We start from the raw sequence: 20,812 nt of genomic DNA, 5'->3' as shown, positions 1-20,812 counted from the left end.
ATTGATGCGTAGCGAATCGTGGAGTGTCAAATGGACTCACAAACTGGGTGGTTTTACTGGGCTTTCTTGTCTGCAATTTTTGCTGCTCTGACTGCAATTTTTGCGAAGGTAGGGGTGGAGGGTGTTGATTCTGACCTTGCAACTTTGATCCGCACAGGAGTGATCATCGTTGTTTTATCGGCATTTATTGCTTACACAGGGAAGTGGGCCAACCCTTTTGGTCTAACACCAAAAACTTGGATTTTCCTTACTCTGTCAGGTTTAGCAACAGGCGCTTCTTGGGTCTGTTACTTTCGAGCACTAAAGATTGGTGAGGCTTTTAAGGTTGCCCCAGTAGACAAGCTCAGCCTTGTCCTGGTTGCAATTTTTGCTTTCACTTTCCTTGGTGAACGGCCATCGATCAGAGAATGGTTGGGCATTGGCATGATCGCTGGCGGTGTCTTGCTATTGGCTTTCAAGCGATAGAAAGCTGAACGAAGCGCATCTTAAGACTTCCTTAATTTTAGCTGTGTATCATTTCGGATAAGACATTTGTGATTAAGATCACATTTTTATCAGTAAATGACAAAATGCCAATTAAGCTCACGTACAGCTTTGTTACCATTCATTTTCAACATAAAGACAAGATGTCTCGTTAGAAAGTGATTGTTGGGCTATTAATGGAGTAAGTATGCCTTCCCTTATAAAAATAAAAATTGTTCCGCTTATATTTTTTTTGGCACTGTATTTTGCATTTATGCTGAACTGGCGTGGCGTTCTCCATTTTTACGAAATCCTTTACAAATTAGAAGACTTTAAGTTTGGTTTCGCCATTTCATTACCAATATTGCTTGTTGCAGCGCTTAACTTTGTATTTGTTCCATTTTCGATACGGTATTTAATAAAGCCTTTTTTTGCACTTCTGATCGCACTTAGTGCAATCGTTAGTTACACAATGATGAAGTATAGAGTCTTGTTTGATCAAAACATGATTCAGAATATTTTTGAAACCAATCAAAATGAGGCGTTAGCATATTTAAGCTTACCAATTATAGGATGGGTTACTATTGCTGGCTTTATCCCTGCCATTTTACTTTTCTTTGTTGAAATTGAATATGAGGAAAAATGGTTCAAAGGGATTCTAACTCGTGCCCTATCGATGTTTGCATCACTTATAGTGATTGCGGTTATTGCAGCACTATACTATCAAGATTATGTGTCAGTGGGGCGCAACAATTCAAACCTCCAGCGTGAAATTGTTCCAGCCAATTTCGTTAATAGTACCGTTAAATACGTTTACAATCGTTATCTTGCTGAACCAATCCCATTTACAACTTTAGGTAATGATGCCACACGGGATACTAATCAAAGTAAGCCCACGTTGATGTTTCTGGTCGTTGGTGAAACCGCTCGTGGTAAAAATTTCTCAATGAATGGCTATGAGAAAGACACCAATCCATTTACCAGTAAATCTGGTGGCGTGATCTCCTTCAATGATGTTCGTTCGTGTGGGACTGCAACCGCTGTATCTGTCCCCTGCATGTTCTCCAATATGGGGAGAAAGGAGTTTGATGACAATCTCGCTCGTAATAGCGAGGGCTTGTTAGATGTGTTGCAGAAAACGGGGGTCTCCATTTTTTGGAAGGAGAATGATGGCGGTTGCAAAGGCGTCTGCGACCGAGTTCCTAACATCGAGATCAAACCGAAGGATTACCCAAAGTTCTGCGATAAAAACACATGCTATGACGAGGTTGTCCTTCAAGACCTCGACAGTGAAATTGCTCAAATGAAAGGGGATAAGCTGGTTGGCTTCCACCTGATAGGTAGCCATGGCCCAACCTACTACAAACGCTACCCTGATGCTCATCGTCAGTTCACTCCTGACTGTCCACGCAGTGATATTGAAAACTGCACAGATGAAGAGCTTACCAACACCTATGACAACACCATCCGCTACACCGATTTCGTGATTGCAGAGATGATTGCCAAGTTGAAAACCTACGAAGATAAGTACAACACCGCGTTGCTCTACGTCTCCGATCATGGTGAATCACTGGGAGCTATGGGGCTTTACCTGCACGGTACACCGTACAAATTTGCACCGGATGATCAGACCCGCGTACCTATGCAGGTGTGGATGTCACCTGGTTTCATCAAAGAAAAAGGCATGAATATGGAATGTTTGCAGAAAAATGCCGCAGCCAATCGCTATTCTCATGACAACATATTTTCTTCTGTCCTGGGAATATGGGATGTGAAGACGGCTATCTACAAACAAGAATTAGATATCTTTAAGCAATGTCGGAATAATTGAGTTGCGAATCGTGGATATTTTAATGAAGTGGTTTTTATAGAAATAGACGTTTAACAGGTAATTATTATGTTTTCAGCTGTCAGAATAAAAGTTGTTCCATTTGTACTGCTATTGGCTTTGGTCTTCGCATTTTTGCTGAACTGGCCCGTTCTGCTCCATTTCTATGACATATTGTCTAACATCGAGCACTTTAAAATAGGGTTTGTAGTTTCAATCCCATTCCTACTTGTTGCCGCATTAAACTTCGTCTTCATGCCATTCTCGATCCGCTTTCTGATGAAGCCGTTCTTTGCATTCCTGTTTGTTACAGGTTCTATCGCCAGTTACACCATGATGAAATATCGTGTGTTGTTTGATGGTGATATGATCCAGAATATATTTGAAACAAACCAAAGCGAAGCATTTGCATACGTTAACGCTCCAATAATAATCTGGGTTCTTTTGACCGGTTTTTTACCCGCAGCATTGATATTTTTTGTGAAAATTGAGTATGCATCTACCTGGTACAAAGGTATCGCCCAGCGATTGTTATCTATGTTTTTCTCTTTGGTAATAGTTGGGATAATTGCTGCCTTGTACTACCAAGATTACGCATCAATTGGTCGTAACAATCAGACTCTAAATCGTGAAATCGTTCCAGCTAACTTCATGTATAGCACCAGTAAGTACCTGTATAGACGCTATATGGCAGAGCCCATCCCTTTTGTTACTTTAGGTGATGATGCCACACGGGTTACGAAAAAGGACAAACCAACATTGATGTTCCTGGTTGTTGGTGAGACTGCTCGTGGTAAGAACTTTTCAATGAATGGCTATGAGAAAGATACCAACCCATTCACAAGTAAGTCTGGTGGTGTGATCTCCTTTAACGATGTCCGCTCCTGCGGGACAGCAACCGCTGTATCCGTCCCCTGCATGTTCTCCAATATGGGGAGAAAGGAGTTTGATGATAATCGCGCTCGCAATAGCGAGGGCCTGCTAGATGTGTTGCAAAAAACGGGGATCTCCATTTTTTGGAAGGAGAACGATGGAGGCTGCAAAGGCGTCTGCGACCGAGTACCTAACATCGAAATCGAACCAAAGGATCACCCTAAGTTCTGCGATAAAAACACATGCTATGACGAGGTTGTCCTTCAAGACCTCGATAGTGAAATTGCTCAAATGAAAGGGGATAAGCTGGTTGGCTTCCACCTGATAGGTAGCCATGGCCCAACCTACTACAAGCGCTACCCTGATGCTCATCGTCAGTTCACCCCTGACTGTCCACGCAGTGATATTGAAAACTGCACAGATGAAGAGCTCACCAACACCTATGACAACACCATCCGCTACACCGATTTCGTGATTGGAGAGATGATTGCCAAGTTGAAAACCTACGAAGATAAGTACAACACCGCGTTGCTCTACGTCTCCGATCATGGTGAATCACTGGGAGCATTAGGGCTTTACCTACACGGTACACCGTACAAGTTTGCACCGGATGATCAGACCCGTGTTCCTATGCAGGTGTGGATGTCACCTGGATTTACCAAAGAGAAAGGCGTTGATATGGCGTGTTTGCAGCAGAAAGCCGCTGATACTCGTTACTCACACGATAATATTTTCTCATCTGTATTGGGTATCTGGGACGTCAAAACATCAGTTTACGAAAAGGGTCTAGATATTTTCAGTCAATGTCGTAATGTTCAATAAATTACATTATTGGGGGCTCAGGCCCCCAATAATCTGTTAAATAATAGGTTTATTACTATTGTCCGTGTATTTCATGGTTGAAATTTTTAACGGGCAAATCAGAAAGAGGAAGCTAAAATGGCAAAGCCTGGTGCAACTGGAATTACCCGAATCATTCATGCCACCAATTATAGTATGAAGGGGCTTTCTTCAGCTTGGAGACATGAAGCGGCTTTTCGTCAGGAACTGCTACTCATTGTGCTGTTGATGCCTCTGGCGTTTTTTGTCGGAGATGGTTTAAATCAAATACTACTCCTAATGGTTATAAGTTGGCTGGTTGTGATTGTAGAGATCCTGAACTCAGCTATTGAAGCAGTAGTAGACAGAATAGGGTCAGAGCATCATGAGCTTTCTGGTCGAGCTAAAGACATGGGCTCTGCGGCTGTCTTCATTGCTCTGATGTTGAATGCCATAGTGTGGGGTGCATTGACAGGGCGTAATTTATTAGCCTGGTGGTAGTGTTATCATCAATAATATTTTTAATTATTCATGGCAGCCACCATAAATTGTGGCTGTTTAATGAAAAACAATAGATGCTAATTATAAGGTGGAACTTTTGTCTGTTTAGCCCGCACCATAGGTGCGAAAATAACCATATTTTATTATGGCTGTTTTTCTGTCTTGATTCTACTCATACGAGAATTGACACTTAGTTAAGTAATGACAACATGAGGTTTGAACCTGCGTATTAAACGTTTGACATGTTTGCAATGCTAATGCGAGTGTCGCTTCTAATAAAATAGTATGTGGGGAAGTAGTGAAACTGGTTTATCTTCGCTGCGAAGCAGCGGAATGTTTAAAAAAGTCTTTTGTTCTCATAATTAGTAAATGGACAGTTTTCAGAATTTTTCAAGTGGCTAAAATGAAAAAATTTGCAAAAAAACTGTCGTGATGTTTTTTTGAACTGAAAGATGACGCCACAGGCTGCCTAAATTTATAGGCACACCCCATGCTGAATCCGTCCCACCAGATCGACAACAGCCTGAACCCCCATTTGTGTAGCCAACAACTTAGCTGGGGCTACACCACCTAGGCCCCAGGCTGTGCGGTTTAACCAAGACAGTGTCTTGACGGTATCGTTCCTGTGAAAGGCGAGAACCACATCGAGAGCCTGTGCAACTCCGTATACCCTGGCACCCTGCGATATTGATAGGGGGGCTGTAATCCGCAGCTTGCGGGCCAGTGTACTCCGGCTAATACCCACCCACTGGCAAACCATCCCCACATCAGTCTTCATCAATTCAGCGAACCGATAGAGTATGTCCGGTGCTACGCCAGCCACGATCCATTGATGTGCTCCTAGTGGGTCACGAGGAATACCAAGAGCTTCCAGGAGACAGTTCGTATTAGCTGCGTCACTACTAGGATGATAGGTTGCATAGGGCATCATGTAGCATTCCTCATTGTACAAACACGACCTCTCATGAGCTATCCTACCCCAAACTGTCATGTTGAGTGGAACATTAACACAGAATGCCCCTGCATTGAGGAGGACTGATGACCGAGTTGGTCTGTACTGAACCAGGTTTAGGCATTGAGCTTGGGACTACTTTTCAGGTTCTATCGGAGAACGGCTCTGAATGGGAAATCCTGTTGGGGAATGAATACCGCAGGATCAACAAACGCAGCGGGCGCGTTACAAGTTGGAAAACACCTCCAAAATTTGAGTGCAAAGACATCCAAAAATAACAAATGAGAGTTCAATACTGGTTATGCCAGTGATAAATAGCCAGCCCAGGTTACTCCCACATCAAAAGCAGAAGATATTATAGTTTTCATAAAGCCTTAAATAAGGATCTTAGCATGCTCGTAAAAGAAATTGTGCCAACAGAACAGGTCGTTGACATTCTCTGTGATGTCTGTGGTCGTAGTACAAAAACGAATTTTGGAACCAACCAATACGGCTCGTTATCGGCGGATTTTGGCTATGGTTCCCGTCACGATGGTGAACGTTATAAGGTGCATCTGTGTGAAATGTGTTTTTTCGGTATACTCGCAACAATGAGGGAGATGCATCGCGGGGAACATATGTTTGACGATGACTATGAGGCTGCAAACCCAGACACATTTGGGCGTGATTATTCTAATAGGGAAATAATATGAGTAATATACTCCCATACTCTAGTTTGTGTGGAGAGAAATGTTTCTTATCATCTGCAATACCGCTAATATGAAAGATTTTTTTGAGGCTGTTTCACGTCAAGTAATAAAGAGTCACACTAAGTTATAAAGTTGCATACTTAGCAATCAGGAACCAAAAGGTTCTCGTTGCCACGAAGGAGTCGTTGGGGGGGCCACCTTGAACCCGAAATCGAAGTGGTTACCTGTGACTGTTGACTAACGGCTTCACCTTGTCATAGGATCAAGACATAGGGAGAGTCGCTACCCTAAGTGCGAAGTTGAAACAAGGGAGAGTCGCTACCCTGAGTGCGAAGTTGAAAAAAATGCTGAAACCCTGCCTCGTTGCGGGGTTTTTTGCTTTCTGGAGACATGGATGTGTAGTGGCCTAGTCATCCAAGACTACCTCTTAAGTTAAGAGGGGCGAAGTGTCTGGATCCTCAAGGGGCAAATCTAAAATTTCTTATCATCGACTCATTCTGTGAGCCAATGATATTGTCCTATCGGCTCATTTCGTGAGCCGATCAAGATCGTTCATCGGCTCATCTGGTGAGGTGGTCTCAACGCTCACTACCACCTATATTAATTTATTAGCTGCACAGTTTCATATAAGATTGGAGCTCGCTCACCAAGCAGATCCAAACGCGATTTCGCTCACGTCTTTTTGAATAATGCTATTTCTATAATCATCTTGGTGCCAAAAACAGTGGTGCTAATACTGGGGTTGAGAGATAATTTCATTGATATAAAAATGTGATACATGAGGATAAAAATGAACGATTTTTTGAAAATTTTATTGAATATCCGTAGTCTGCGAGCTGCATTGCGTGAGTTGTCATTTGAGCAGTTGATCGAGGCTAAAGAGAAATTTGACGAGATTTATGCAGAGCGTGAGCAGCAAGAAACTAAATTGAGGGAGGAGTCTGCCGAGCGTCTGCAAAAACTGGCTGAGTTCACCGAGATGCTGAAAGAGGCTGGCATCGATCCGAGTGAGCTTGTTGGTACTGCCGCTCCGGCGAAGGCTGACGGTTCAGCTAAAGCGAAACGCACTCCTCGTCCAGCAAAATACCGCTATACCGAGGATGGTCAGGAGAAGACCTGGACTGGTCAGGGTCGTATGCCTAAAGCTATCGCGGCAGCTGTTGAAGGTGGTAAAGCGCTGGAAGATTTCCTGATCTAATACTGATAGCCCATGCAGTATTGCGTGGGCCTTTCATTCTGTTTTTAGTAGGAGCCCGTATGGGGAGAACATTAAAGGACATCATCTCATCCGAATCACCCGAGGTTGTCCAGAGAGCCAAGGCTCTTGCCGAATAACAACTGGTACGTCTCAGTATAACCAAATTGCTTTCAAATCTCGGTACAGGTGATGTTCCTGCAATAGATCCCGATGTTCTCGATAGTTTGTTGTCGCTCAAAAAATCAGTTGAGAGCCATGACTGTCGGTTAAGTTTATTCGTTCATATGCCTGACGGTACTCATCATGGTGTCAATATTTAACTAAAGATCGTCATTGGTACGTTAATCGCAGATTTTATCTACCAAATGAAAATAACACCCTGTGGCGAAGCTTGTTCAAACTCCCTCGGTGTGCAAGCAGATCTGATAACAGGGCAAGATCATGAACGCCAGATGAATGTATGTGAACAACTAGGGAAGGTGCGAATAAGTACCCTATGTGCCAAAACTAAAAAGTTTAGCCATTTAATATCAATAATTTAGGGAAAGTGCGAACAAGTATCCCACGAACAAAAAATGAAAATTTTAATCATTTAATATCAATGGGTTACCAGTAAATGCTCTCGTGCCATATGACTTATTCGCACCTTCCTTAGAATGGTGTGTTTTTGTGCCAAGTGACTTGTTAGCACCTTCCCTAGCGGGCCCCTCTGCGCTGACTCAAGCGCCCGATAGTAGTGATCCCGCCGTTCGAGAATTGCAACTGACATGGCATACAGCCGGATACTTTGGCTGTCAGCCTGTGACAGCGCGAGATCGGTCAATGCCCGCGTGAGCCGCCCATTACCATCATCAACGGGATGCAGGGTCACGAACCAGAAATGGATGATTGCCGCACGAAGAAGGGGATCCATCGTGGGGTCATGCCGAGTCTGGTTAAACCAGGGGATGAACTCGGCCAGTTGATCGTCCAGTGTTGCTCTGGGCGGTGCCTCAAAATGCACGGTGGGGCGATCAACACGCCCAGAGACAACCTGCATCGGCTCATCTCCTCGCAACTGCCCTACGTTCACTGGCTGCACCGACCATTCGTTGGCGGGGAACAGCCAACGATGCCATTGGTAAAGCCGCTCAATCGTCAATGGCTGTCCATGATTGTCGATGGCGTCCAGCATCATGGCCGCGAGCCCCTCTGAGCGATCTGACACGGGATAGGACGGAGTTTCTGATCCCCCTAACCGCCTAGCCAAGGAGGAACGCACGGATTGGGCATTGAGACGCTCACCCTCAATAGCGGATGAGGAGATGATGTTAGCCAGTAACGTATCCAACGTTTGGTCGGAGTTCCCCAATCTGGAATGACTACCTATTAGCATTCCCAGCCTGCGTTGAGCATGCCGTAATCTGGGCAATATCTCGCTATCCTGCCAACGAAAATGGGGCCAATCAGCTTGTTGCCAAATCCAAAATGGTTCCATTATTTCCTCATCCAACGTGCTAGGGTCTCAATAATGAGCCGACCCAGCCCATCATTCGGCTCAATGTTTGAGCCGAATATAACACATGCAGCAGAACAGCAGAGCTGGTAGAGCTGGTAGAGCTGGTAGAGCTGGTAGAGCTGGTAGAGCTGGTAGAGCTGGTGATGAGGATGGAGATCCAGGCTGAAAATCTCAGACCGGAGCTAATGAAAAACTGGATTTATTGCTGCTGTGTGGCGCTACAGCAACCAGTAGATAGACAAGGCGGGAGCTCGTTTTCGTTTCGAATGCTTTTTGGGAGCTTGCAGCTTGCGCTGCATGAAGCCACGCACACGCAGATGCCCTTAGGTCTGCTCACTCATATGCCTGATGGTACTCGCTATGCCATCACTGTGAATAATTATAGGGAAATTTAGTTTTATCTGGGTAAAGAGATAATTATTTGGCAAATATATCTATGGCAGCAGATCGCGAATGTCACACCCCATAACCCTGGCAAGACGATAAGCCTTTTCCAGGGTGACATTGACCTCACCACGCTCAATTCGTCCTACGTAGCTTCTATCAATTTCGGCCGCATATGCGAGTGCATCTTGCGATACGCCCAATTGAAGCCGTCTATCACGTACAGCATCACCAAATTTTTTTGCTAGCTCTTGCATGTCTCGCCTCTCGCTGGCGAGCACTATCTCTGGTTGTCTGGCTAACGACCACGGATTATAATCCGCAAACGAGTTTAGATTTCCACTAAGTGTTTTCGTTCGAGGCCCAGGATTACTTATGAGCTCCCAGACCGTGTGGTTACCAACCGCGCTCTACACCGCACTCATTCGATGGCAGATGGATGACTTCACTGCGATAGGATTTGTAAATGCCATTTTTGGTGACAAAGCAGAATCGCAGATAGGTCAGCGGCGTTATCGTTATACCTTCATTTATCGGCATCTGATCAAGCTCGTAAATCAGGGACTTCTAAAAAGGAAGCATGTTGATGATGGGAAGCGCTGTTCTCATTTCATCAGGACTCCCAAGTTCGATGAAGTGCATTTCAAAGAGGAATTTATTGGGCCTTGTGCGCTTGTAACGGAATCGGGTAAGGAGCGTAAGTCGGAAACGTATGAATCCGTCCTGGAAGGGCTGATCGCAAGAGCACAGCACTACCGTAAGGGGTTGCAGGAATGTGATTCAATGCTCGCTGAGTACCAGCAATTAAGAGTGGACTTCTCCATATTGGATCCAGCGATTGAAAGTGCCATCAGCAATACCGTTGCAGAGAAACGCGATTTGCGGGGCAGGCTGGAGGCCGTGGAGAGGCTTTTGAGGGGGTTGATTGCGTTTAGAAGTGCCTCTTGATGAACGGCCAGAATCGATAGACGTGTCTCAGAATCAAAGGGCTAGTAATTTCAAGCCGTTATCTATCAGCAGCTAAAGGAGAATCAGCCATTGCTTGTATTAGCAACGCTTTAACCTTATGTCCAAGATCAACATTTCGTTTGCTCGCTGACTCATGTGTTAGTGCTTGGCTCAGAATATTCAGAGGCCCGATCAAGTAGACCTTTTCTACGGCTCGTGTAATCGCGGTATAACACATTGTTCGATCAATATTTGGGGCCTTATCCAGAACAATGATGACTTGCTTAAACTGTGAACCCTGACTCTTGTGAATCGTCATAGCATAAGCGTGGCGAAGGGCATTGATTATATCCAACGAGATCTCTCGTTCTATGCCGTCATCCCATAGAATCTTGCCAAAGCTAGACAAAGGCTCATCGTTGTCATCATTATTTATAATTTTCATTACGTTGTAAACTTGGCAAATGGTTCCTATGGAACCATTCATCAGGTCATGAGCATAAAGGTTGGAGCAACACATTACTTTGTCATGTAGTTTAAACTCAGTATCTAAATAGTGATTTGCTTCTTCTATAAATACCTTTAATGGTTTACTGTTATTCAATGCTACGCAGCGTTTATTGATATCATTAACCATTTTAGTTGTAGCGCAAATTATTTGTGTTTCATCAGGTTTTTCTAAATATAATGAGACTGCTCTCTTTTGAATTGCATTGGCTCCATTGATATCGATATGGACGACATCATCGTAGCTAAATGTTGGAAGAATACCATTACGGATAGAAGCTGAAATAGCAGGGATGTTTGAGTGTTTATCTTGTCGACGAACCTCTGTTAATGTGATTTTTGGAATATCGTGCATTGGCACTAGTTCATGGAAAACAAGACCGAAATCTACAGGTGGAAGCTGCCCAATATCGCCTAACATGATTACATGTGCAGAATTAGGAACACATCTCAATAGGCGGTACATACTAGGCAAGTCTACCATTGAGCTTTCATCGACAACAATAACAAGTTGTCTGCCTTCATAATTATTAGCATTGAAGTTTTTAATAAATCTTGCGATAGTATGAGCCTCTTGATTTGTTGCCTCTGCCATCCTTTTTGCTGCTTTGCCTGCAAGTGCAACTTGTACTGGTATTATATCTAACTTATGAAACACTGAATAAAGCGCATCTAATAATGTAGTTTTACCTACACCTGCACCACCATTAATAATTAAAAAGCGATGTTTTATAGCCCCAAAGATAGCTTCTTTTTGAAGAGAGTTTAAGTTAAAACACTTTTTACTTTCGTATTGATTGATATAAAAGTTTATCCTTTTTTCATCGATGGATAATTTACTTGGGTTTGTGATGAGGTTCACCAATCGCTGAGCAACATATGCTTCCATGGTGAAAGCACCTGCGCTCTGTAATTCATTGTCACCAACATCAAGGATATTTTCACACGATGTGGCGAGTGCGAATGCTTGATTAACATAGCACTCTGTTTTCTCTTGATTATTGGGGATATGTAAGATGTGTTTCAGCCATATGTCTAGATCATATCGTGTTGCTAATGTACTCCCGCTAGAAAGGTGACAGTACAATGCCTCCTCGGCTGCTGCTGCGAGCCTAATAGGAGCATCCAATTGAAATCCTAGAGCCACTGAGATTCGATCACATTCATTAAAATCAACACCAAACGCTAATAATCGGTAAGGGTCTTCGCTTACCTTACTTATGGTTTCCTGTTGATAATAATCTGATACCAAAAATGAGGTGGATACTGATAATCCCAAATGTGCATTGCAGAAACGCATAGCATCAATATTTATATAGCTACGCCATGCATCGATAGTATTTTTTGCGGTGTTTTCACTTAATATCTTACGCAGGCTTACAATATCACCATTGTCCAAGATTTCAAATAAGGACTCACCAAATGTAGACCATAATGTACGGGCTTTTACTGGGCCAACACCTTTAAATCTGGCGTGACTGCCTAACATGATTACGATTTGCTCCCCTGATGGCCTAATTAGATCTAGGTATTGAGGGGTGATTACAGTGAGAATGCCTCCGTGCTCTACACGTCTACTATACTGCTTTTTGACAGCTAATTTAACCAATGCACCCTTCGCTAATATTAGTGACAGGCGATCACTGTTATTTTCAATTATGTGAATGATGTAATTACGCTTGTAATTGCAATTACGTAGAGTGTCAGGATCTATCTGCACAGCATGAAATGAGCGACCTTTTCTGGATGAATATGGTGGTCTCGTGATGCGAAAAAAATTCTCTTGCTCGAAGTCATTCATCTAGGCACCCGCTTAAATATTTCTAGCAATTCCATACGATGCTGTTCTCGATGTGAATTTGATTGAAGAGATTTATATTCTTGCTTTAAGCCTTCTAAATGAGATTCAAGTTCTGCAACCCGTAGCTGTAATTGGCGAATCATTTTATCTTTCTCTTGAATGCTCTTTTCTTGCGGGCTGTATCGCTTTGCGGGTGCTTTTGAAGTATCCCTAGCCTGGTAGGGAAGCTCCTGCAAGGTATTCTGCTCAGCTAGCCATTGAGCCTTACTTTTAAGGTACGCAACAATGTACTTATTTTGGTAATAGCTAGAGCGAGATATACCAATCTCTTTTATTATGGCAGTTGCATTTAAACTGCCATTTTCTATGAAATTTTGCCATTCAGCAAGGTCAAGTGGCCCGACCAAATTAGCCACCTTAACAAGATTTTCACGCGCCTTGGCATGCATTTTATCAAGTTCAAAATCTTCCAGTTCATGGCTAATACTGAATGCTTTATTCATTTTTTAAGATCTTTCAATCTGGCTTTTGTCTTCATAGAGTGTGGGAGCGGTGCTTCCAACTCCTCAATGGACATACCTCTACTTGTAGCATTGGCGAACCAGCGAACAAAAGTCTCATCATAGTCAGCTAATAGTTTTTTTAACTTGATATTTTCTTCTTTTATTTTATCAAGTTTTGATTGGGTTTCTTCTGCACGCCTGCCGATATCTTCTAATATGTTGCTACTTTGATTGGCTTCTTTATAAGCCTTAACGATAGCTTCTTTTTTTGACAATGCTTGCCGAGTAAATCCTGTCTCCTGTTCTAGTTCCTTCCAAGTGACTTTATTCTTCCCACTGCGGGCAGCTAGGATTACGATGAGTTTGCAGAAGTCTTGTTCTAGTGCCGCTGTAATTTGTTTCTGTTCTTTTTTCATATTGCAACGCACCCATTATTACCATTAGGGAAAACTTGCACTAATTCACCATCTGAAATTGAATTATCCTGCTCAATGGCGAGGGCTATACGACAACCATTTAATAGTTCTTCATGAGAGCGTAGCCAGTTATTGGAACCATGATATTCAGCGTCAACTGCTGCTTTAACATGTTGAATTCGAGTTTCTTGTTCAGCTTGAAGTTTTTGTAAATGGATGATCTCTTCCTGATTTCCTTTTATACGATAATACTCAGAGCATCCACGGACGCATGCATAGTATTTTCCACATGGAGAGTCACTATAGTCATGTTTGCATAAGCCAATTGCAGTGATGAGTGTTGTACCAATGTCTTCTATCGTTTCAAGAACCTCATCACGGTCAACCAGTGTAAAGATCACGGATGCCTCTTTTGCTTGCTCTGGTGTTATATTTGAGGCGGCAAAGAGTATGTCTGCGTTATCCATGACTCTTTTAGCTGGATTAGTGTGGTCATAGGCTATATTGTCTGGAGTATACTTTCGCCCAAAGTATCGAGCAACCTCTATAGGGGTTACTGAATCTGAGAGCTCTAGCATAGTGTCTAGAAAGTGACGGAATTGATGTGATGTCAGCCGGATCTGTTCACCTTGATAGCACAGGTTTTTGCGTTCAAATACATTCTTTATACCATATTCAGGACGGCCAGCAATATAGTCTGATATTTGAGTATACGTTATCATTGTGAATTCCCAGGGCTCAGCTCTCTTCTCAGAATGATGTTGCTGATGTTGGGTAACAAATATTAGTTTATCTAGGGAATCAGCCACAGTTAACTCTGAAATCTGTTTCCATAACTGATCGATAGACTCCTGCGCTAATGAAAATGCCTTTCCCTTTAAGTCTGATGGGTGGAATGCGACCGCAATTTTACCTGTGTTTGGATTCCGTTTATTCGTCAGGTTGATATTTCTTTTCTTTAGGTAGGATGTGAGATTTGGACGTGATGACCAGTTTAATCTTTCCCAAATATCAGTGACAAACAACTCACAATCCTCAGTGATAATTGGGAAGAAGTCGTATTTCCCATTAGCAACGCATTTAATCGTGTTACGTACAGGTGCTAATATTTCAAGGGCGCTAGTCAGACCTTTCTTTAAGATTGGTAACAGGCTTTCGGTTATTGGTTTGGTTTGATATCCAGCCCCCTTTTTGGCTCGGTAGCGGATCTCATTAATGGATAATATGTCCATTTCACCTGTGAAGACGTTTTGCTCCTCAACCTCCCTAACCTGTAAGCAGTCGACATCCAGGCAGATCACCTCATCAAATCGCAGACCCGTTGCAAACATGATTTCTACCATCGCCTGAAACAGTGCATCATCACCTTCTAGATTAGAGTTAGAAAGTGTTGCTACTGCAATGAGACTTTCATGGGTAGGTAGCTTCTCATGCCGTTTGGTAGTTGACTCAAAATCGATTCTTGTATCACTAGCGGTATGGGTTTCTCCGCGTCTAGATGTCTTTTTGAAGACAATTTTTTGGATGGAGAGCCGCTTCTGGTTAATGAATTTCGCAATGGATTCTAGTCTCTGACCAATACGGTAAAAGGTAGAACTTTCTAGTTTATCGTGTGCTTCCGCCTCTGCGACTTTGAAGTCATAAGTAGTCAGAGTGCTTGTTGTAATATTTCTTTTTAGCATCGCATTATCTAAATACCGATATGCAACAATATAGAAATTGAGTGTTCCTACATCTTTTGACTTCTCAATTTGCAAGGCTGAAATATGACATTTAGCTATGTCAGATAAATCTAGATTGTGAAATGCCTTCATGGCATCACGTGATGATTTAACTTTTTTACCTAGATTGTTATCTCGACTAAAATTGACTGATATATTATTTCCAGATTTTCTAGCTTGAGTCTTACAAATACCTTTAGCATCCCAGCTAAAGGCATCCCATTCCCAACCTTCTAATGTTGCAAAGGGAGTGTTTTTTTTGTAAAAGTGAACTAATTGAGCCAGATTGCTATCAGCATCTACACCAATTGATGGTAATAATTGTAGACTGGTATTCATAGTTCACCCCTGTCAAACATGTCAGCAAACTTGCGAGCAGCTAAAAAGTTTTTATGTTGAAGAATATTTATGGCGTGAGCATCACCAAATGCTGTTTTTACTTCCTCTACCATCGTATCTACAACTGCCTTATGGTCAACGTCTTCAAAGGCTTCTAGAGAAGAGCAGTTGTAACAAGAAAGTGGGGGTTGCAGAGAACATGGGGTCGCGCTACCGCAGCTACCAATTTGAACAAGATTTAAATTTTTCGATGGCGCGAAAATGCCTTGTCCTCGCTTAGAGGCATTATCAGGCGTGACAACTTTACCTGCAAATGCATCGAGTATATCCATGGCTTCACTTCGCAGTACATCATCTAGTTTTTTGGCAACAGTATGCGATTGTCTATAATAAACTTCTAGTTGTTGTAAATCACTATGATCCATTAGTTCAGCAACAACAGACATAGGAGTGCCTTTGGCGATTAACCGTGAGCAGAAGGTTTTACGAAGTCTACGGTTTGTTACCTTGAAGTCCAATCCAACAACCATTCTGAACAGATTGGTGATGTATGTCATCTTTGTTATCTTTACTTGCTGCTTAACTAATTCATCTCTAACACTATAGTACTCTGAGATAACAGGCCAATCATCAGTAATTTTTGTACCTAGTATATCTTCGTAACGTGCTTTCATTAATGATAGTAGTCTTGCAAGTGTTTTTGTTATGGGGCGAATTTTATATACATTATTATTGGCCTGCCCTCTTTGTTTTGCCCTCAAAACGTTTAGTGTATATGCACCTTTGTCTGAGAGCTGTAAGTCAGAGAACTTCAGCCTCATCACTTGAATATTTCTCATGCCAAGAACCTGCGCGCATTTCAGTGACACCAATCCCTGTAATGCATGCGTGGTTAGTGTTTCTGGAGAAATGGCGTTTAATGTGGAGATGAAGATGCGTTCTTCCTTGATCGTGAGTGGGCCACGGTCAGGGATTTCCATAATGACATCAAGACCTTTACCTTCGTCTGTACCAAACTTTATATTGGCTAGGTAGTAATCATAAAAGTCTTCGTCAAAGTATGGGTGACCTTCTTCAACGCACCATTTATACATCATTCTTAAAATAGATTTAGTGCTCGCACTACGTTCAGAACTCATAAGTTCTCTGTAGATCTCTTGCATCTTTTCAGCGATGTCTTCTGCTGCAATATCGTCAGGGATGTTTATTAATCGCCAGCAATGTTGATGTGAGAAAAGAGCATAGTTAGAGTAGATATGACAAGCATAAGAAATCCATGCACGGGCATGCTCTCTTAGTTGGGGAGAGATTTTGTCAAAGAATAGGGTCTCCCTCTCCGGTTCCAGAACTACTTTACCTTGTGTTAAATCCAGCTGTTGGCCTGACTGACTTACAGGATATGGGTCATAAGCAAATCGTGGATGCTGGTCTATTTGTACCAACATAATATCGTTTTTATCTAATTTTTTTGTCGGCATAGCCAGCACCTCGGCAATCATATTATGATAGTTTTCTATGTGATTCCATTTCAGCATGAAGTTGGTTTAGAACTAAGTTGCATTGTTCCATTATTGAACCAGTTTCATATATTAGACTACTATCTGAGTTATACGTCCACCCCCCAACATTATTTTTTAGCTTTTTCTGTTGAGCTGCATCAATTCCCATTTTGGTGAGCATTCTGTCAAGATTTTCAAAGAGGGTATGTCTTAATTTATGCGGGTGGATATCTGACAACTCTAAAATCTTATTCTTAATACTTGAGAAAACATCATCCAGTGCTGCTATTGATAGCGGATTATGTGGTTTGGTTGTCGCTAAGAGTAGATAAGGGCTCTTCATAGCTGAGTCGCCAATAGATTTTCTGGCCTGTTTATATTCATCAATCAGTGATGCTAGAGGAAATGAAATAGGTATGATCCGGCCAACTGTTTTTTCGCGAGGTGATCTACCACGAGGATCGTTATGCTCGACATTCTGTTGTGTCAGGATAAACGGATAAACTCCATGTACCAGCTTGCTCGTATGGCAGTTTGATGTTGTAAGTGATAGCAGTTCACCTTTCCTAATTCCTGTTTCTAAAAGTAATCTAAGAATTAGCTTGTTACGTAACTGAGTAGCTTTATTCCAGCCAAGCAAACTTGGCATTTCCATGACATCATACAGTGTTGCTTGTTGGACTAATGACAAACCAAGGGCGCGGCCTTGAGCTGTCTTTGGTCTTCTCAGCTTGGCTAGTTTTACTTGAAGTTTTTCCATCATCTTGGGTATTTGATGGAATAGAGGGTCTGTATTACGGCGCTTGGAAATTGCTTTGTCGGCTAAAAATTGAAAGTAAACCAATACTAGGTCAAGGCGTTGATTGAAATAATCAGGACTAACAATATCTGGCCGGAGGGGTCTTGCTCCGTTGATATCATATGAGTGATGTTCAAGGTGTTTGAGAAAACTCTGGTATAAGCCCGTATCAGCAAACCCTGTGTCAGCAACAATTTCTGCTAGATCTACTTTTAGCATTGCTGCCCATCGTTCGATATGGATTAGGTGGTTTGCATTATTCTCCTGTGTTTTTTCCGCACCATACAGGTGTGTCAGTGTGAACTCACATAGCCTTGGGATGGGGAGTCCGTTCTCATCAACGATTAGATACTTACGTTCATTGTACTGCTTCATGTTGACCGTTCTGAGCTTCACTGCATCACTCCTTTACACTTTTATACACCCATCCCTAATGTATACTCCGTGCTTTCAGAATGTGCAATCTTTACATGTTTAGAAATGAAAAAACCCCGAAATATCGGGGTTTTTAGGCATTTTGCTTTACAAAGTGCTTTACATTTTAAAAAATCCGGCCCTAGAACGGGATATCGTCGTCGAAATCCATCGGCGGCTCGTTATATACCGGCGGCGCAGATTGCGGCTGCTGGGCAGGACGGCCATAACCGCCTTGTGGCTGCATGTTCTGCTGCGGAGCCGGTGCCGGGCGCTGCTGGTTCATCGGCTGCTGGGCAGGCATGCTCTGCTGCGGCTGACCCCAGTTACCCTGGGATTGGCCACCCATGTTCTGGCCCATACCCTGACCGCCTTGCGGACGACCACCCAGCATCTGCATCACGCCAGTGAAGCTGTCGACCAGCACTTCAGTGGTGTAGCGCTCCTGGCCGCTCTGATCCTGCCATTTGCGGGTTTGCAGTTTGCCTTCCACATAGACCTGGGAGCCTTTCTTCAGGTACTCGCCAGCCACTTCTGCCAGCTTGCCCATGAAGACAACACGGTGCCATTCGGTACGCTCTTTCTGCTCACCGGTCTGCTTGTCGCGCCAGGTTTCGGAGGTAGCCAGAGTAATGTTGGTCACAGCACCGCCACTCGGCATGTAGCGTACTTCCGGGTCTTGCCCGAGGTTACCGATCAGAATGACTTTATTGATGCCTCGACTGGCCATAATCTCTCTTCCACCTTATTTACCGGCCAGGTCGAAACCTGGTCCAACACGACTAGATACCTGATTAGTTGCTGTGTGCGGGGCGCAATGTCCCGCAGACGCATGTGACGGTCATAGTAACAGTTGCGAAGCGGATTGGCAGCATCCTTAACCGGCTTGATGTGCCAAAGGTAACTGTTGGCTCCTGCTGCAGTGATGGTCGGGTTGCAGCTGTTTCCGGCGCGTCCGGCATCACATTTCTGCCATATATTCCTGTTATGCTGGCTGATTGGCGAATTGTAATCGGTTTTTAAATCGACTAAAAACATATGGTTACGATATTTATGAGATCCATTCTCATACTTTTTTAATATTGTGCTCCCATACCTCCTTGGTAGACTCAGTCGGCCAGATTAGGTGGTTTACAGGTTCAAGGAAGAGCACACAATGAAAGCCGCATGCCCGATCGCACTGGTCACTGAAAATAATGTGCAGGCCAGCACATTTGCTGCATACCTCATCTCTCATTTGAGCCGTCCCGTCCAGCTAATCCACGAGATTAATCAGCTAGATAACCAGTGTGACGGCACGCTGTTTCTCATCGATCTCGACTATATCCGCTCTGGCCAGTCATTGGGCTGGAACCGGGCGATCTCCGAACGCTTTGGCATGGCGACCACTGTGCTGCTCAATGCTCCCACTGCGACGGATCGCGACCTGCTGCTGATGTGGCCGCAGATCTGCGGTCTGTTTTTCCGTCAGGATCCGCTCGACAGACTGGTTGCCGGGTTGCAGAAAATCCTGTTGGGCGAGTACTGGATGCCGCGCCACCTGCTGTGCGAGCTGGTCGAATACTATCGCCAGGGCAACAGTTATCTGCAGCGTAACGACACTCTGCTGACCGCCAGAGAGCAGGAGATCATCCGTTATCTGATGACGGGCGCCTCCAATGTCGAGATCGCCGACAGCCTGTTTGTCAGCGAGCACACCGTCAAATCCCACCTCTATAACGTCTTTAAAAAGCTGAATGTGAAGAACCGGATCCAGGCGGTGAGCTGGGCCAAAGAGTATCTCGATGCTCCGGACTCTCACTGATGAAAGCGCTCTCTGTGGCGTGTTGCCTCGCGCTGCTCTGGGGCTGCACGAGCGTTGTGGCGGGCGAGGCTGATGCACCGCTGGAGTCGGTGCAGCCGGAGCAGGAGAGTGATCGGCTGGATGTGGATGGTCTGGTGCTGGATCGCACTTTTACCCGTTTCGGTCAGGGCTTTTATAACGAATTTACCCGGTTGCGCAGCGATGAAGATCCGGATGCCAGAGAAACTCTGACGATTCATGAGCGCCCGACAGCCCGCTGGGGCAGCCTGATCTGGATCACTCATAACCGGAAGGTGATTTTTAAAACCGCGCTCTCTCCCGGCCGCAATCAGCAGGAGCAGAGCGCCAAACTGGCTTGGTCACAGGTCAGGCAGACCCTCGAACAGCAGAAGATCGCGACCCTGTTCATGGATACCTTCGATTTGGAACATGATGAACTATAAGGATATTTCTCATGCGTGCCCGGTTATGGCTAGTTGCTGCACTGATAGCGCCAACGCTCCATGCGTCGGAGCTTGTCTATCGCCCCGTCAACCCCAGCTTTGGGGGTAACCCTCTCAACAGCAGTCATCTGCTTGGCACCGCCAATGCGCAGAATGATTACAAGGATCCCGCCAGTGGCAACGGTAGCAGCGGCACCTCGGCGCTGGATCGCCTGACCTCCAACCTGCAATCCCGCCTGATCAGCCAGCTGCTGGCCGATATCGGCAAGGATGGCAGCCAGAGCGGCAGTCTGGTGACCGATGATTTTGCCATCAATGTGGTGGATGAAGATGGCACCCTGGTGGTTTCGATCACCGACCGGGTGACCAACCAGACCACCATGATCGAAGTAAATGGCCTGATTGCCGACTGAG

The 20,812-nt window shown here is 44.0% G+C and carries 21 protein-coding genes and 1 pseudogene; 11 read left to right on the top strand and 11 right to left on the bottom strand.

The features are described from left to right. Positions 1-30 precede the first annotated feature (30 nt). The 4 genes from ACTG2T_RS07055 to ACTG2T_RS07040 all read left to right on the top strand — a co-directional run bounded on the left by ACTG2T_RS07055 (position 31) and on the right by ACTG2T_RS07040 (position 4,483). Positions 31-465, top strand: coding sequence for an EamA family transporter (locus tag ACTG2T_RS07055; RefSeq protein WP_330125693.1), 435 nt, complete (start codon positions 31-33; stop codon positions 463-465). A gap of 205 nt (positions 466-670) precedes the next feature. Beyond that, positions 671-2,293, top strand: a complete 1,623-nt coding sequence (gene mcr-3 / locus ACTG2T_RS07050; RefSeq protein ID WP_330125694.1) for an MCR-3 family phosphoethanolamine--lipid A transferase — start codon at positions 671-673, stop codon at positions 2,291-2,293. 66 nt (positions 2,294-2,359) lie between these two features. Continuing rightward, positions 2,360-3,985, top strand: coding sequence for an MCR-3-related phosphoethanolamine--lipid A transferase (locus ACTG2T_RS07045; RefSeq protein WP_330125695.1), 1,626 nt, complete (start codon positions 2,360-2,362; stop codon positions 3,983-3,985). A 117-nt stretch (positions 3,986-4,102) separates the two neighbouring features. Next, on the top strand, positions 4,103-4,483 hold the full coding sequence (locus tag ACTG2T_RS07040) for a diacylglycerol kinase (protein ID WP_103252529.1): 381 nt from the start codon (positions 4,103-4,105) through the stop codon (positions 4,481-4,483). Between the two features lie 475 nt (positions 4,484-4,958). On the opposite strand, the gene ACTG2T_RS07035 is transcribed toward ACTG2T_RS07040, so the two are convergent. Next, entirely contained in the window at positions 4,959-5,411 is a 453-nt protein-coding gene (locus ACTG2T_RS07035) for an antitoxin Xre/MbcA/ParS toxin-binding domain-containing protein (RefSeq protein WP_439973822.1), read from the bottom strand. Between the two features lie 110 nt (positions 5,412-5,521). Here ACTG2T_RS07035 and ACTG2T_RS07030 point away from each other — a divergent pair, with 110 nt between their 5' ends. From ACTG2T_RS07030 to ACTG2T_RS07020, 3 genes are all read left to right on the top strand, one after another. Then, the gene (locus ACTG2T_RS07030; RefSeq protein ID WP_330125697.1) at positions 5,522-5,713 is read left to right on the top strand and encodes a hypothetical protein; all 192 of its coding nucleotides are present in this window, start codon (positions 5,522-5,524) and stop codon (positions 5,711-5,713) included. Positions 5,714-5,827: 114 nt separating this feature from the next. After that, on the top strand, positions 5,828-6,127 hold the full coding sequence (locus ACTG2T_RS07025) for a hypothetical protein (protein WP_053288698.1): 300 nt from the start codon (positions 5,828-5,830) through the stop codon (positions 6,125-6,127). Positions 6,128-6,914: 787 nt separating this feature from the next. After that, a complete protein-coding gene (locus tag ACTG2T_RS07020; RefSeq protein ID WP_330125698.1) occupies positions 6,915-7,322 on the top strand; it encodes an H-NS family histone-like protein in 408 nt (135 codons plus the stop codon). A gap of 598 nt (positions 7,323-7,920) precedes the next feature. Here the strand turns inward: ACTG2T_RS07020 and ACTG2T_RS07015 are convergent. The 3 genes and pseudogenes from ACTG2T_RS07015 to ACTG2T_RS07005 form a co-directional block, all read right to left on the bottom strand. Then, complete coding sequence (locus ACTG2T_RS07015; protein ID WP_236749320.1) at positions 7,921-8,499, bottom strand: Fic family protein; 579 nt, start codon at positions 8,497-8,499, stop codon at positions 7,921-7,923. 66 nt (positions 8,500-8,565) lie between these two features. Then, positions 8,566-8,799: pseudogene (locus ACTG2T_RS07010) on the bottom strand (DUF4172 domain-containing protein); the annotation flags it as partial. Positions 8,800-9,254: 455 nt separating this feature from the next. Continuing rightward, positions 9,255-9,461 carry a helix-turn-helix domain-containing protein gene (locus ACTG2T_RS07005; RefSeq protein ID WP_005895552.1) on the bottom strand — a complete coding sequence of 69 codons (207 nt, stop codon included), beginning with the start codon at positions 9,459-9,461 and terminating at the stop codon, positions 9,255-9,257. 118 nt (positions 9,462-9,579) lie between these two features. Here ACTG2T_RS07005 and ACTG2T_RS07000 point away from each other — a divergent pair, with 118 nt between their 5' ends. Further along, on the top strand, positions 9,580-10,152 hold the full coding sequence (locus ACTG2T_RS07000; protein WP_128313342.1) for a hypothetical protein: 573 nt from the start codon (positions 9,580-9,582) through the stop codon (positions 10,150-10,152). Positions 10,153-10,210: 58 nt separating this feature from the next. Here ACTG2T_RS07000 and ACTG2T_RS06995 read toward each other — a convergent pair whose 3' ends face one another. From ACTG2T_RS06995 to ACTG2T_RS06965, 7 genes are all read right to left on the bottom strand, one after another. Further along, the gene (locus ACTG2T_RS06995; protein ID WP_330125699.1) at positions 10,211-12,460 is read right to left on the bottom strand and encodes an AAA family ATPase; all 2,250 of its coding nucleotides are present in this window, start codon (positions 12,458-12,460) and stop codon (positions 10,211-10,213) included. Next, on the bottom strand, positions 12,457-12,963 hold the full coding sequence (locus ACTG2T_RS06990; RefSeq protein WP_010676173.1) for a hypothetical protein: 507 nt from the start codon (positions 12,961-12,963) through the stop codon (positions 12,457-12,459). The genes ACTG2T_RS06995 and ACTG2T_RS06990 overlap by 4 nt, the downstream gene beginning before the upstream one ends. Continuing rightward, complete coding sequence (locus ACTG2T_RS06985) at positions 12,960-13,379, bottom strand: hypothetical protein (protein ID WP_005895563.1); 420 nt, start codon at positions 13,377-13,379, stop codon at positions 12,960-12,962. The genes ACTG2T_RS06990 and ACTG2T_RS06985 overlap by 4 nt, the downstream gene beginning before the upstream one ends. Next, complete coding sequence (locus ACTG2T_RS06980) at positions 13,376-15,439, bottom strand: integrase (RefSeq protein ID WP_227656100.1); 2,064 nt, start codon at positions 15,437-15,439, stop codon at positions 13,376-13,378. The genes ACTG2T_RS06985 and ACTG2T_RS06980 overlap by 4 nt, the downstream gene beginning before the upstream one ends. Beyond that, positions 15,436-16,974 (bottom strand): site-specific integrase, encoded by a 1,539-nt coding sequence (locus ACTG2T_RS06975; protein ID WP_265216436.1) that lies wholly within the window; start codon positions 16,972-16,974, stop codon positions 15,436-15,438. The genes ACTG2T_RS06980 and ACTG2T_RS06975 overlap by 4 nt, the downstream gene beginning before the upstream one ends. After that, complete coding sequence (locus ACTG2T_RS06970; RefSeq protein WP_330125701.1) at positions 16,940-18,133, bottom strand: site-specific integrase; 1,194 nt, start codon at positions 18,131-18,133, stop codon at positions 16,940-16,942. The genes ACTG2T_RS06975 and ACTG2T_RS06970 overlap by 35 nt, the downstream gene beginning before the upstream one ends. Before the next feature lie 160 nt (positions 18,134-18,293). Continuing rightward, complete coding sequence (locus tag ACTG2T_RS06965) at positions 18,294-18,881, bottom strand: single-stranded DNA-binding protein (protein ID WP_005340181.1); 588 nt, start codon at positions 18,879-18,881, stop codon at positions 18,294-18,296. 426 nt (positions 18,882-19,307) lie between these two features. Here ACTG2T_RS06965 and ACTG2T_RS06960 point away from each other — a divergent pair, with 426 nt between their 5' ends. From ACTG2T_RS06960 to ACTG2T_RS06950, 3 genes are read left to right on the top strand one after another with little or no spacing between them, the layout of a single operon-like run. Beyond that, positions 19,308-19,955, top strand: coding sequence for a LuxR C-terminal-related transcriptional regulator (locus ACTG2T_RS06960; RefSeq protein WP_005355006.1), 648 nt, complete (start codon positions 19,308-19,310; stop codon positions 19,953-19,955). Further along, a complete protein-coding gene (locus tag ACTG2T_RS06955) occupies positions 19,955-20,398 on the top strand; it encodes a curli production assembly/transport protein CsgE (protein ID WP_330125702.1) in 444 nt (147 codons plus the stop codon). The genes ACTG2T_RS06960 and ACTG2T_RS06955 overlap by 1 nt, the downstream gene beginning before the upstream one ends. 11 nt (positions 20,399-20,409) lie before the next feature. Further along, on the top strand, positions 20,410-20,811 hold the full coding sequence (locus ACTG2T_RS06950; RefSeq protein WP_150389798.1) for a curli assembly protein CsgF: 402 nt from the start codon (positions 20,410-20,412) through the stop codon (positions 20,809-20,811). The last annotated feature ends 1 nt before the right edge of the window (position 20,812 follow it).

This window comes from Aeromonas sp. 75A (assembly GCF_051919425.1).
Taxonomy (GTDB): Bacteria; Pseudomonadota; Gammaproteobacteria; order Enterobacterales; family Aeromonadaceae; genus Aeromonas; species Aeromonas veronii.
The sequence above is the reverse complement of the archived record's forward strand: the minus strand, read 5'-3'. Positions and strand labels throughout refer to the sequence as shown.